We start from the raw sequence: 13,043 nt of genomic DNA on the forward strand, positions 1-13,043 counted from the left end.
TTCCCTGATTCGGGCTTAAGCAGGGTTTGAGGGCATCAAACGGCAGATTTGATTCCCTGATCCGGATCTCAGCGCGAAACGAGGGTGGTATCTCCCAAACGGAGATGAAGGGCCCAAAGGCCGCCCGAGATCGAACTGCACTTAGGTAGCATTCATTTAGCTTTTATCCATTTCTATGATTTCGAGCTGGTTTTTTGGCTGGAGCATCACCTAAGGCCGCCTTTTTAGTCCGAAATGGCAGCCGTTTTTCCTGTTCTAGCTATTATTTTATCCAAACCGCACATCTAGCCACAAGATCCACACCGAATTTTCGATTTGATCACGAAGTTCATCCACTTGCTCACGGACAGATGGCCGATGCTCACGAAGACACAGCGGATGCTCACATAGCCACAATGATTACAACTAATTACCCTACTTTGGTCACGAATCGGGGCCTTATGCTCCCAATTCGGCAATCATTGCAAATAGCCGCCTAGCCGTGCTTGCTAATCCTAATCAAACTGCACTTCAAGTAGCCTTTTTTAAGTTTCCTGCGATTTCGAGCTGGTTTTTTGGCTGGAGCATCACCTAAGGCCGCCTTTTTAGTCCGAGAGGGTAGCCGTTTTTCCTATTCTAGCTATTATTTTTTCCAAACCGTACAGCCAGCCACAAGATCCACACCGAATTTGCCAATTGATCACGAAGTTGATCCACTTGCTCACGGAAAGGTAGCCGATGCTCACGAAGTCACAGCGGATACTAACATAGCAGCAATGATTACAACTAATTACCCTACTTTGATCACGAATCAGCCCCTTTTGCTCCCGATCCAGTAATCATTACAAAGAGCCGCCTGCCCGCCCCGCCGCCACCCCCGGCCCTGCCCACTCCACCTNGCCGCCACCCCCGGCCCTGCCCACTCCACCTGCCTACCACCCCCACCCCCACCAACAAAAAAAGGAGCTGGATCACCAGCCCCTACAAGAACATCAAGATCAAAGCCCCCGCAACTACACAATAATAGGAGAAGTACTTTAAATTACCGCGCTGCATGATTCCCATAAACCATCGAAGGGAGTAATAGGAAGCAATCAAGGATAATACGAATGCGATGGTATAAGGGAGGAACATGTCTCCTGCGCCAGAATCTCGAATCAGATCAGGAGCTTCTAGGACAATCCCGCCCAAACTGACTGGAATATAGAGTAAGAAGGAAAAGCGTAGGGCGGTTTCTTGCTTCATGCCGAGTGCCATGGAGGCGACGATGGTAGCTCCGGAACGGCTGATTCCAGGGATCAGGGCCACGGCTTGGGCGAAGCCCACGATAAGCGCATCCTTCCAGGTCAGATCAGCATCTTGCTTACGTCCGCGGAGGTTTCGGATGAGCCATAAGGCCACGGCGGTAATCAGCAAGCTGATTCCGACCATATGTATACCTTTCAACGTGTCGGATATCAGGTCGTTAAACAATACTCCGATGATCCCAGCGGGTAGTGTTCCAATCACTAAAAACACGATAAACATAAAATCAGCTTTATACTCTTTTTCCCGAGTCGTCAGGAACCGCAAGCCGTTCTTCGTAAATCGCAGCAAGTCCTCTCGATAGATAATCAGGACGGCTAACAGGGAAGCGGTGTTAACAAGGATTTCAAATTGGAATCCTTCGATGACTAAGCCAAATAAATGCTGAACGATGACAAGATGGCCGCTAGAGGAAATGGGGATCGGTTCGGTAAAGCCTTGCAAGAGTCCTAAAAAAGCGAATTTTAGCAGAATGAGCAAGTCCATGGGTTACTCCTTGAAAAGAGATTTAGTAGTTTAAGAGATTACCTTGATAGTATACATAAATCGGCTATGGAAATTCAATGATTGGAAGAAACATCTCCCTTGCCCGTGCATAACTTGAAGGAAAGGCACTGGGCCATCGCCCATTAGAAATTTGACTATGAGGGCAAGGATGGGAGATATGCAGAAAAAAATCGTCATTTTAGGTGCTGGTTATGGAGGCTTATCTACCGCGGTTATGCTGCAGAGGAAAATGAAGCTGAGGGAAGCTGAAGTCATTCTTGTGAATAAAGATAGTTACCATCATATAACAACCTGGTTACATGAACTGGCCGCAGGGACCAGTCCAACGGATAAGTGTATGGTTGACCTAGAAAGTGTCCTTGAACCAGAAAAAGTAAAGCTACTAAAGGCAGAAGTGGAGTCCATTGACCTAGGCCAGAAAGAGGTATACTTGAGCGGTGGTCAGCGGCTTTCCTATGATTATCTGGTTGTGGCTTTAGGGAGTGAAATTGAGTCATTCGGAATCCCGGGGGTGAAAGAACATACGTACGTGATTCGAAACCTCAAGACCGCTCTAGCGATTAGAGATCAGGTGGAGAGGATGTTTAGGCGATGTAAGCTGGATAATTACCGGCCAGAGCGACTTCATTTTGTCATCTGCGGTTCTGGGTTTACGGGAGTGGAGTTTGCGGGGGAGCTGGCCGATCGGATTGATGAGTTATGCAAGGAATATCAGATAGACCGAGACAAAGTGGTAATCACCAATGTGGAAGCCTCTCCAACGGTTTTATCAGGATTCGACCCGGAACTTTCCGAATATGCGAAAGCAGTGTTGGAGAAAAAGGGGGTAGTCATTAAGACGTCTACTCCTGTAAAAGCATGTACTTCGGATGGCGTGATTCTTCATGATCAAGAGGAATGCAGATCGTCCACCGTAGTTTGGACCGCTGGAGTGCGGGGACATTCCATTACCAAAAGGATTAAGCATGAAACGGTTCGAGGAAGGCTAAAGGTCGATGAATATCTACGTCCTCCTGATCACGATGATGTATTTGTAATTGGCGACAGCTCCATTATTTATGGCAAAAAGGAGGGGCCGTACCCCCCGACCGCACAAATGGCGGTGCAGCAGGGTGCAGCCTGTGCCCATAACCTATTGGCTCTTCTAAGGAATAAACCGCTCCAAGCCTTTGAACCTCGAATCAAAGGAACGCTCGTTTCGATTGGAAAGAAGGTGGCTGCCGGAAATGTCTATGGTTTAAAGCTCTACGGCAGTAAAGCCTCCTTCGTAAAAAAGGTCGTAGATTATCACTATCTCTATCGAATAGGTGGGCTTAAGCTCGTCCTCGATAAGCTAAAAGGGGGAGAAAGGCAGGGAGAAAAAAACAGCTTGCTCGATCACTGAGCAAGCTGTTTGTTTTAGTTGCAGAAAATATGCTTCCCGATTTTCTTAATTTGGGGACGGGTCCAGATCCAACCGGAAGTGGCAGTGTCAGGATTGAAGTAATACATGGCTCCGCCGGAAGGATCCCAGCCGTTAAGTGCATCTTGAACGGCTTTTCGCGCGGTGTCGTTAGGCGAAAGCCAAATCTGTCCATCGGCTACAGCTGTAAAAGCACGGGGTTCAAAAATAACGCCTGTCGGGTTATTTGGGAATGTAGCACTGCGTACACGGTTTAGGATAACCGCTGCTACAGCCACCTGTCCGACATAAGGTTCGCCTCTTGCTTCTCCGTATACGGCATTCGCCATCATCCGGAGATCGTTATCGGAATAGCCATGAGCCTTATACGTAGGTGCGGCAGCGGCTGGTTGCTGACGAGCCGGAGCCGGATTTCGTGCGGGCGCCGGTGCCGGAGCAGCAGGCCTCTGCGCAGCAGCTCCTCCTCCGCCTCTATTGCCTGGCCAATTTTGCGACGCTCTCCATAATCGGCTGCGGGTATCTGGCCCAACGGCTCCTGTCACTTTCATCCCGAAACGGCGTTGGAAGGTGCGTACGGCATTCTCCGTAGCAGGACCGTATTTTCCGGTGATATTCCCTTTATAGAAGCCAAGGTGCTGTAGCCTTCCTTGAATCTCCCACACTTCACCGCCGACGGCCCCTCGTTTGGTGATTTTGCCTCCGGGATTGCTTTGAGCTCTGGCCGTACCGCTTGTACCTGGTTTCCAATTCTTCGTTGCTTGCCATAGCTTTTGTCTTGTCTTGGGTCCTACTGTTCCATCCACCTTCATGCCGAAGCGATGCTGGAAATTTCGAACCGACCAGTAGGTTTGCCAGCCAAACTTTCCGTCAACTTTGCCTTTATAGAAGCCAAGGTGCTGCAGTCGGCCTTGAATTTCCCATACGGGTCCACCTACGGCCCCCCGCTTGACAATCCCTTGAGCAGCGGTCTCCTCCGTTTGAACCGATGACAGAGCCATGCTTATACAAAAGAAGCCTAAAGCAATCGTGAAAAATAGCAATAGATACTTTTTCATGGTTTCCTCCTGAAGCATAAATTGTTTCCTGGAGCTTTCCCTTATTTTTCTTCAATGGTTCCAATTCCATTCTTTTTCTTTTGGATTTAGGGATAAAAAACTTAATGATGAACGGGTGGGCCAGGGGGAAAATCCTTAGCCAAGGACACATGAATTTCTTTTTTCTCGCTTACCGAGGCAAAAAATACTCGGTCCAGATCTTTAATCCCGCGACGCTTTAGTTCATCCTTGAACCATTGCTCAGACAGGCTTAACGCCTGCAACACATCTTCGTAAAGCTTTCCCTCAATAATGACGGGATAGGTCATATTGCCTTTGGCTTTTTTGATTCCCATGTCTTCGGCAGTGACAATATCTTTATGAGGCTGCTTATGAACGGTCAGTTTGCCGTTCGCTTCAACGATGCCAAGATGAACATCTCGGATATCGAAGATGTCGCGTTCCCGCAGCATCTGCAGAATATTATCAATGGAGTAGCGAATGTCCTTGATGTTTTGTCTAAGAAACTGGCCGTCCTTGATAACAATGGTGGGTTCGAAAGTGATGAGCCGGCCGATTTTTCGGCGTTTTAGAACCAGCCTGGCCACAAATTTTTGTAACAGGGCAATGGCAAGAATCGCTACGACTGTATGGATATGACTGATTTTAGGATCGGCAATGTCGGCTCCGACAACAGCACCGAGGGTGATGATGACTAGAAAATCGAAAATAGGAAGTTCACCAATGGACCGCTTCCCCATGACCAGTGTCACCACCAGCAGGAGAGGAAGAATCGTGAAAATGCGCCCAATCACCAGGATTAAATCTTTGGCGAGCTCCATTTACTGTTGCCTCCTATACCCAGTAACCAGCTCTTGGTTCACATCGGTGATCTTTTGATTGAACTGATAGTACTGGTACTCCGGCGTAATTTCCGGCAGGCGGTTGGCTTCTTCTTGTTTGGTAATAATGCGGCCTGCCGAAACGTAGCGGCCATGCGGGATGGTCACACCGATCACACGGCAACCGGGCTCCAGTACGGCTCCTTCTTGAACATAGCTGTTGAAGACGAGGGCCTGCATCATCACAAAAACCTCAGATTCGATTCGGGATGGACCGTGTACCTGTGATTGATGAGCCAGCGTGACTCGTTCTCCAATATGGATGGAAAAAGGCTCGTCCTCCACGAACACCGTATTTTCTGTAATATTTCCCCCATGATCAAAATTTTTAAGTCCATGGAGAATGACGCCGTCCTGCACATTGGAATGGCTCCCTATATGAATCTTGAGCCCTTCGTCGCCACGTATGGAAGCAAAAGGTCCGACAAAGACTCGCTCGCCTACGTGAACTTGTCCCATGACAGAGGCTTGAGGATGGATGTAAGAGGAGGGATGGATGGTCGGAAAATCCTTGTTGAGATTAAAGGTCGTTTCCGTATTCTCTTGAACTTGCGGCTTTCGATTGAGCAGCCAAGTACCGACCACTTGCCCAGCGAAGAGCGCTAAGGAAGAACCCATAATCCACTTGTTTTTGGTTTTCATCAAAACACACCTCAACTGTTATTTTTTTTAGTTTTCATTGAAAATAAGGGATTTATCCCTTTTTTTACAAATAAACGATAAAAGACTCTGCGTATCTCAGAGTCTTTTATTCCGTTCTAGGCTTGGTGGGATCACATTGTGTAGGCTGAGCCGCACCCACTTGAGCGAGCTTGGTTAAATAGTAGCATTCCTCACGAGCCATGTGATCCATAATGAGAGGGGCCAGTGCGCTGAGAACTTGGTCCTGCAGTTCGAGGCCCTCCAACTCCCTTAGAAATTGCTTAAAGAGGAGAATCTCCATTTCGACTTCATGGTTGAAGCGGTTAAGGGCAGGAAACTGCTTTAAACTTGTACGCATAAATCCGGCTACTTCAACGGCTTTAATATAAAGATCCTCAAACAGCATCGCAAAGTGCTCACTTTTCTTTTTTAGCTTTTTTTCTACCGCATCGAGGTCACCTGCGATCCCTGCAGCATGGCCGGCTGCATCAAGTAGCCAGACTAGGTGATGATGAATGGGGTGCATCGGCGGGGGGATGGAGCCTTTCACCAAAAACTCTAGTATCCGAAGGTACTCCTCCACTTCGTTTACCATGTGGTTTAGGAAGGATGGAGGAAACCCAATCGCTAGTTTTTCAGTCAAATGCCGCCGGATTAGATGAAGCTTCCAGGCTCTGATTTCCTCTGCACAGGTCTTCGCTCTGGATGTGAGCGTATGTAAATCCTCACCGGCAAGATTTTGGCGTGCTTGTTGCAACAGCTGATCAAAGACTTGGATGAAATGATGGGCTTTATTAACCTCTTCCTGTTCTTTTGGAGATAGCTGATCAAGAAGCATGCGAGCATGATCCCCTAAAATCTGCAGCCAGAAACGATGCTCGAACAGGGCTGCCTGCTGAAAATCTGCAGTTTTCACGGTCATCTCTCCATTCCTATAGATTCCTTACAGCTTATTCTCTTCGTCCAAAATAAATGTATGAAATGGAAAGAGGGGGGGAAAATACCCACTAAACTTTAAATTATGAGAAAGGTGGTAGTTTCCTTATGAGAAAGCTTCTAGCAGTGAAATTGACCCTCCTAGTGAGCCTAGCTTCTGTATCTTTGGCAGGTTGCGGAATGGGTGCGCGTACGCAACAACAGCAGCAAGGAGTCCAAACCAATCAAATGACCGTGGCTAGCGCAGCGGCTAACCAGATTACAAACATGGCTGAAGTCCGTGCGGCCAACGTCATTGTGACAAACCGAAACGCTTATGTAGCGGCTTCCCTTATGAACAATGCAGAGGGAGCCCTAACAAGAGAGATTGAGAGCCGCATTGCCAATCAGGTAAAAATGACGGATCCCACGATTCAAAATGTGTATGTGTCCACGAATCCCGATTTTGTAAACCGCATGAGAGGCTACTCGACCCATCTTCAGCAAGGAAGACCTGTAGCTGGGATTTTCACTGAATTTAACGAAATGATTCGCAGAATATTCCCCAATGCACGTTAATGAGAAAAGGGCTGATAATGATTCAGCCCTTTTTTTATAGAGTTGTTCGACTCAAGACGAACGCCGTTACCTGTTGTCCACCTTTTCCATACTATGAAAGAAAGGAAAGAGGTGATGATACCATGTCCAAGAAAAAAAGTATCAAAAAAATGAGAGCTGTGGCAAAGCAGCTTAAAGGAAAGCCAATGGTCTATATGTCAAAAAAGGGGCAACCCTTTCTTTTAACGATTGAAGGGGTAAAGGGGGACAAAGCGGTCATCAAGGCTAACCGCATGGATCCCAAAAAAGTCAAGCAAGTTGGGTTCCCTGGCTTAGGAGCAGCAGGCCCAGCACTTGGAGGCCTTGGAGGCATAGGCGGAGCACTAGGTGGATTAATTCCATTATTTAAGCTCTTTTCCTTATTTGGACCAGGCTTACTTAAAGGATTAGGAGGATTAGGAGGAGCAGCCGGTGGTCTTGGCGGCCTAACAGGTGTAGGCAGTGGATCGGGCTCGCTAGCTTTTTTAGATGAACTCAATAAGTTTAGTGAGAACATGGATAAGAAGCCAGACGATGAAGACACTGCCTAATAAAAGAAGAGCCTCCTGTTACGGAGGCTTTTTCCATTTCGTGATATAATGGTGTGTAATGAGACGTAAAGGAGAGAAACGAGAATGAATTGGCTGATTCGATTGTTTCTTACTGGGTTTTCTTTAATTATTGCAGACTGGCTGCTAGCAGGGATTACGATTAGCGGATTCGGAACCGCCCTCATTGCCGCCCTTATTCTTGGATTGGTAAACATGATCGTACGCCCGATCCTGGTCTTTTTCACCCTGCCTTTAACCATTATGTCGTTAGGTCTTTTTCTCTTAGTGATTAATGCTCTGACGTATTGGTTTACTTCCGCCCTTGTGCCAGGATTTGATATTACAGGCTTCTGGGCTGCCTTCTTTGGTGCCATCCTGACGACGGTGGTCAGCTCGATTTTAAATGCGATGGTGAGGGAGAGGTAGGCTGGCAGGCTGGTTGATAGTACTGGCGGGAATAGGGCTGGTACCGGCGATTTTGGCTGGTCTACCGGCAACAATGGAGAGTGTACTGGCGAATTTTGATAGAATACCGGCAAATTAGGGGAAAAAGTGTCAAGTGCAGCGTGACATGGGGGGTATTTTACACAAAATACCCCTTTTTTCTTTGGACTTCTGCGGTATCACAAGAAAATACCAGCGACTTTTTTGTTTTACCAGCGACTTGCCCCGTTTACCGGCATCTAAGGCTCACTTACCGGCAAGTGACGAGCGAAAGGGGCCTAAATAGAGGGTGGGGTATCCCACAGCAGGTAAGTCCGATCCTTATATAACCCTCTATAGGGAAGTTTGAGGGAGGTCAGAATCCGTTTTGCGGTATCTGGAGAGCTCAGCTTCAAAAACCTGCGGCACTGTTCGTTCGTGATGCTGCCAAACAAGAGCAGATAATCCCTAACTGCTTGTACATGAGCATCCTTGGAGCGGCCCCCACATCCACTGCAATGCCAAGCGGAGTGGCCTCTAGCCATCCCTGGAAGCTGGCAGTTTGGGCACAGGACTCCCTCAATAAGTTGAGAAGGATCGACCCGGTACTTTTTCAGGACATCCGTATAATATACAGTATGTTTGTCCAGGAGAAGCTTACTCAGCTGCTCGGTGGCATTCGAGTTAAGCAGGGCCTGAGCCGTCCCCTCGTGAAGCTCCAAAATCTTATCGGGAATGTGAGCGGCATGCAGCACTTTTTGAAAAATGGCATTGTCGTTTGTCTCTACGATGGTAGCGGGATCGCCAATCGCAACCAAATGCTCGACCGGCATTCGGCTAAATTGATGGGTGACCAGCCATTCTTGAAATAACGACTGATGCTTTCTTCCTTGCAGGATGGGATTGGGAAATCCCTCCTGCTTATTTTTGTAGGTACGGATCACTTGCTTGGAAAAGCGGTCAAAGAAAAGCTTCCCGTAGATATTCTTGGTTTCGATGAGAATGGCTAAGTGAGGAGAGAGGATGAGGAGATCAATCTGAAAGGCTCTCTTGGACCCTACCATTAGGCGTAGGTCCTGAAACATCAAGTAGTCTCGGTCAGGGAGAAAGCTTACCTCATAATCTACTTGTTTTTCGCCAGCGTGTCCTTTGCGGCCTTTGGCAATGCTGTAGGAAAGATCTTCATAGTGGGGGTGTGACGCAGGTAGTCGTCGCTTGAGGGCTTCTTCTTGCTGCAATAAAATTGGGGTTTCTCGGGTTTTTATGATCATGTCAGTCTCCTTTCATCCAAATTATAACAGGCGCAGCTAACCCCTTCAACGAACTTCTTAGTTGACATCAATTCTCATTATCATTATTATATAGATAATGAAAATCATTATCGTAGAGAGAGGTGCCTGTATTATGAGTACATTCCTAATGATCTATGCCAGTATGTCAGGAAACACGGAAGGGATAGCAAAGCTAATCGAAGAAGGAATCGTGGAAGCAGGCGGTCGGGTTGAGCTTAAAGAGATCATGGATGCTACCCCCCAAGACCTGTTGGATTATGAAGGAATTCTCCTTGGCAGCTACACCTGGGGGGATGGGGAACTCCCTGATGAATTCTTAGATTTCTATGAAGACATGAATAACCTAGACCTAAGCGGAAAAAAGGTTGCGGTATTCGGATCCGGAGATCATGCGTATATTCATTATTGCGCGGCCGTAGATATATTAGAAACGAAAGTCAAGGAGCTAGGAGCAGAGCTTGTTCAAGGAGGTTTAAAGATCGAGATGTCCCCGTATGGCCCTGAGGTAGAGGAGTGTAAAAATTTCGGGAAGCGTTTTGCCTCACAGTTTCTCGGCATCAAGTAGGTGAGAAGGATGAAAAAGAAGACCGTAGTCTCCATAAAGACCATTGCTGATTATCATTTGGAGGATTACATGAGGTGCTCTTACCAATTTTATTATCGGCATTTACTGGGGCAAGAATCGTCCTATCCGTCCTGGCGGCATATGGCTCAATACACGGTAAATCAAGTGATTCGCGAGTTTTATCAATGTCCTGTGGAAGGGAGATCCTCTGTTCAAATTCTCGAGTCCATTCATCGTTATTGGGTGAAAAGGGTAGATCTGTTTCAGTCAAGGGTTCATTACTTGACGGTACTTGGAGAGATTACGAGCCATCTTTTACACCACTTGTTGAAGGATAAGCGGATCGAGCCGCCGCTCTTTCTATTGGAAAAGTTTCGAACGGAAATCAAGGAGCTAGAGATCGATTTATCCATGACCCTTCAAGTTGCTGATTGGTCGGGCGAAGGCTTTATCCTCAAGAAATACGTCTTGGATGCGGATGCTGAATTTTATGTAAGTTATCATCATATGGCGACTCTGTTTTGCAACAAGGCCTTTCAAACTGTGCCAGAGCGGATCGATATCGTCAATCTGTTGACTGGAGAAGAGCATCAGTACTACCCGAGCGAAAAAAGTGTAGCGGAAGCGTTAGCTTATTTTCACCTGGCGAAAGACATCCTTGAAAATACAGACAGCTACATGAGACCCAAGTCTTTTTCGGATTGCAGCATGTGTCCCTTCAAGAAAAAATGTCACCGCGACTGGGTACCCCAAGACCGAGAAATCCGAAATTACCTTTATGAATGATAGTGATTTTCACTATTGACAGAAAGAGTAAGGCTTGATAGACTGTTATTGAGAATCAATATCGATTATATCAACAACGACTATCAGGAGGGAATCAAATGGGTTATCCGATTCAAGGTTTGTCAGACATGTATACCGTTTTGAATAATGAACGCAAGCTTGGAGGCGCAATTGAAGTTGGATATATTCGTTTGCGAAGTGGAGAACAGTTCCCTCATGCTGTGATCACGAGTGTAGAAATGAGCGGGCATCTTTTTTACACCTTGTCCTTTATGACCGAACAAGGGGAAAGTTATATTTGCCATATTGATGATGTTAGTTTAATTTACGAGGCTAGCCATAAGCGCATACATGAGCTGCAGAATCAAGCCGTGAAGCAGAAGAAGACCGCGGAGAAGCTGAAATATGCCAAACGGCTTGTTGAGTTGAATGAAGGCTCGACGAACCCCGTATTCGAAAAGGAGCTTGCACAAGTTATCGAGGATATTGGGGATATGGAGCCGTCTGCAGAGAAGCAGAATGTTATCCAGCTGGTTAAAGGCAAAATCGCATAAGATAGAAGAAAGAGGCCGGAAGGAAATATCCGGACCTCTTTTTTATGTTAAACTTCCTGATCATGCAAGGTGCAAATCGCACTGGGTCGCTTAATACGCAGCACAACCGCTTCATAAACACGGAATAGATAATTCATATTATCCCGGTCAAGGAAGGCTGTATCAAAATCTTCAGCCACCGCTAAATCCAGATTATGCTGACCGGTCGCAACAACCACTCCTGCCTTCCCGCGGATCATGGGCGATTGGAAGACGCCGTCGGTTACGAGCTCACGAACATGCTCCACTTCCAATACATGTGTTCCTTGATGAACTCGGTGAAGAAGAGCATAGAGCTCAGGGGAAAGTACCAAAGCATACGGTCCAACATGTCCCATTTGCTGAAGTTTATTAATAGCTTCTACCACATCTCCAAAGGCTTTTCCTGATTTCATCCAGTCGTTTAGAATATGGGTCAGGCGACCTCCTACGTTCATTAAGCCGGGCAAATCAAACTCCGCATTTCCATTAAAAATAAGATCATCCTCAAGTCGGGCACATTGAATCGCCGCATTGGCCGCGGGGCTCATATCAATGGGCATGCCTAGTGTTTTGGCTTGTTCTACGTCCCGCCAATAAAGCACAAAATCTTTATAAAGCATAGGGATCGATAGATTCGTACGCCGCGTGGGAGATGACATCTCTAGCGTTTCTCCGCGCAAGCTGATTCCGCCGCCCTGGGGTTCTTCAAAAATATCATTGCTGACGCTTTGCAATCCTTCTCCTAGAGGTCCATAGATATCAATAAAACGTCGTCCAATTAACTGCCTTCTTGCCGCCTCAATTACCGTTTGGTCCATGCGTCCCCAGTGCTGGGTATCCAGCGGGGAATCTGGATATCGAATATGCTTGTCCATCTGTTATTTCCTCCTTACACCCTAAATGATTTTAAGCTTCCTACACTAAGTCCTTTTCGTGCGGCTACAAGAGACGCAGTTGGGACGCTAGGTACCTCATGATGATGATCATGTTCATGCCCGTGCGCTGCCGATTGAACCGCATGGGTGTCGGATATCTTGACGTGATTGACTTGAGGAAGGAACTCCTCGTTGATTCGGGTGAGTATTTCTTTTACCACTAGGTAATCGGAACGAGTCGTTTCTTGCATTGGCTGTAGTGTCCCCGCGCGTTCTTCATCTTGGAACTCAAACAGCGACAGCTCAAGGTGCTCGAGAAAATTATGAAGACCAAACTTCTCTAGATTAATATCCTGTAAAAGAGTGATGAAGGTCGTACTAGAGTAATCTGCCGTATCCGCCTCTTCCAAAAAGCCTGCCAGCTTCGGAAGGAACACGGCCAGCCGATCTAGACGCTGCTCTTCTTCTTCATAGATGTGATGGAAGTATAAACGTTCATGTTCGGTTTGTGCATTTGTAATAACCGGAGTGAGAATCGACATAAATCCTCCGATGCTAGCCTGGGTACGGGAAAAGATATCGTATAAAACGGATAAGTCCTGTTGCATGGGGGAGTAACCAGCCCTCCTTTTTAGTAATCTACTATTCTACTAATTAAAGCTTAACCAGTTTTGACCTATTCTAAACAGGTGA

General features: G+C 46.9%; 16 protein-coding genes. 8 read left to right on the forward strand and 8 right to left on the reverse strand.

What is annotated here, in order from left to right:
• Positions 1–554: 554 nt before the first annotated feature.
• On the forward strand, positions 555–818 hold the full coding sequence (locus tag EIZ58_RS29805; protein WP_134704636.1) for a hypothetical protein: 264 nt from the start codon (positions 555–557) through the stop codon (positions 816–818).
• A gap of 142 nt (positions 819–960) precedes the next feature.
• Here EIZ58_RS29805 and EIZ58_RS29810 read toward each other — a convergent pair whose 3' ends face one another.
• On the reverse strand, positions 961–1,770 hold the full coding sequence (locus EIZ58_RS29810) for an undecaprenyl-diphosphate phosphatase (RefSeq protein WP_134704637.1): 810 nt from the start codon (positions 1,768–1,770) through the stop codon (positions 961–963).
• 178 nt (positions 1,771–1,948) lie between these two features.
• Between EIZ58_RS29810 and EIZ58_RS29815 the strand changes: the two genes are divergently transcribed.
• Complete coding sequence (locus EIZ58_RS29815) at positions 1,949–3,175, forward strand: NAD(P)/FAD-dependent oxidoreductase (protein ID WP_134704638.1); 1,227 nt, start codon at positions 1,949–1,951, stop codon at positions 3,173–3,175.
• A 14-nt stretch (positions 3,176–3,189) separates the two neighbouring features.
• Here EIZ58_RS29815 and sleB read toward each other — a convergent pair whose 3' ends face one another.
• The 4 genes from sleB to EIZ58_RS29835 all read right to left on the reverse strand — a co-directional run bounded on the left by sleB (position 3,190) and on the right by EIZ58_RS29835 (position 6,693).
• Positions 3,190–4,248: a spore cortex-lytic enzyme gene (gene sleB, locus EIZ58_RS29820; protein ID WP_240689461.1), complete on the reverse strand. Its 1,059-nt coding sequence runs from the start codon at positions 4,246–4,248 to the stop codon at positions 3,190–3,192.
• A gap of 101 nt (positions 4,249–4,349) precedes the next feature.
• On the reverse strand, positions 4,350–5,069 hold the full coding sequence (locus tag EIZ58_RS29825; RefSeq protein ID WP_134704639.1) for a DUF421 domain-containing protein: 720 nt from the start codon (positions 5,067–5,069) through the stop codon (positions 4,350–4,352).
• Positions 5,070–5,771, reverse strand: coding sequence for an LbetaH domain-containing protein (locus EIZ58_RS29830; protein WP_134704640.1), 702 nt, complete (start codon positions 5,769–5,771; stop codon positions 5,070–5,072).
• 106 nt (positions 5,772–5,877) lie between these two features.
• A complete protein-coding gene (locus tag EIZ58_RS29835) occupies positions 5,878–6,693 on the reverse strand; it encodes a DUF2935 domain-containing protein (RefSeq protein WP_205672415.1) in 816 nt (271 codons plus the stop codon).
• Positions 6,694–6,815: 122 nt separating this feature from the next.
• Here EIZ58_RS29835 and EIZ58_RS29840 point away from each other — a divergent pair, with 122 nt between their 5' ends.
• The 3 genes from EIZ58_RS29840 to EIZ58_RS29850 all read left to right on the forward strand — a co-directional run bounded on the left by EIZ58_RS29840 (position 6,816) and on the right by EIZ58_RS29850 (position 8,260).
• Positions 6,816–7,265, forward strand: coding sequence for a YhcN/YlaJ family sporulation lipoprotein (locus EIZ58_RS29840; protein ID WP_134704642.1), 450 nt, complete (start codon positions 6,816–6,818; stop codon positions 7,263–7,265).
• A gap of 122 nt (positions 7,266–7,387) precedes the next feature.
• On the forward strand, positions 7,388–7,834 hold the full coding sequence (locus EIZ58_RS29845) for a hypothetical protein (RefSeq protein ID WP_134704643.1): 447 nt from the start codon (positions 7,388–7,390) through the stop codon (positions 7,832–7,834).
• Positions 7,835–7,918: 84 nt separating this feature from the next.
• Positions 7,919–8,260 (forward strand): phage holin family protein, encoded by a 342-nt coding sequence (locus tag EIZ58_RS29850; protein WP_134704644.1) that lies wholly within the window; start codon positions 7,919–7,921, stop codon positions 8,258–8,260.
• 296 nt (positions 8,261–8,556) lie between these two features.
• Here EIZ58_RS29850 and EIZ58_RS29855 read toward each other — a convergent pair whose 3' ends face one another.
• Positions 8,557–9,528, reverse strand: coding sequence for a nuclease-related domain-containing protein (locus EIZ58_RS29855; RefSeq protein ID WP_134704645.1), 972 nt, complete (start codon positions 9,526–9,528; stop codon positions 8,557–8,559).
• A 133-nt stretch (positions 9,529–9,661) separates the two neighbouring features.
• On the opposite strand from EIZ58_RS29855, the gene EIZ58_RS29860 reads away from it, so the two are divergent.
• The 3 genes from EIZ58_RS29860 to EIZ58_RS29870 all read left to right on the forward strand — a co-directional run bounded on the left by EIZ58_RS29860 (position 9,662) and on the right by EIZ58_RS29870 (position 11,454).
• Positions 9,662–10,114, forward strand: coding sequence for a flavodoxin (locus tag EIZ58_RS29860; protein WP_134704646.1), 453 nt, complete (start codon positions 9,662–9,664; stop codon positions 10,112–10,114).
• A 9-nt stretch (positions 10,115–10,123) separates the two neighbouring features.
• Entirely contained in the window at positions 10,124–10,900 is a 777-nt protein-coding gene (locus EIZ58_RS29865) for a hypothetical protein (protein ID WP_134704647.1), read from the forward strand.
• Between the two features lie 98 nt (positions 10,901–10,998).
• Positions 10,999–11,454, forward strand: a complete 456-nt coding sequence (locus EIZ58_RS29870) for a hypothetical protein (protein ID WP_134704648.1) — start codon at positions 10,999–11,001, stop codon at positions 11,452–11,454.
• A gap of 47 nt (positions 11,455–11,501) precedes the next feature.
• Here EIZ58_RS29870 and EIZ58_RS29875 read toward each other — a convergent pair whose 3' ends face one another.
• On the reverse strand, positions 11,502–12,350 hold the full coding sequence (locus EIZ58_RS29875) for a family 1 encapsulin nanocompartment shell protein (protein WP_134704649.1): 849 nt from the start codon (positions 12,348–12,350) through the stop codon (positions 11,502–11,504).
• Positions 12,351–12,364: 14 nt separating this feature from the next.
• Entirely contained in the window at positions 12,365–12,958 is a 594-nt protein-coding gene (locus EIZ58_RS29880; protein WP_134704650.1) for an IMEF encapsulin system ferritin-like cargo protein, read from the reverse strand.
• Positions 12,959–13,043: the final 85 nt, after the last annotated feature.

Origin of the sequence: Ammoniphilus sp. YIM 78166, from assembly GCF_004522215.1 — a bacterium.
GTDB lineage: Bacteria > Bacillota > Bacilli > Aneurinibacillales > RAOX-1 > YIM-78166.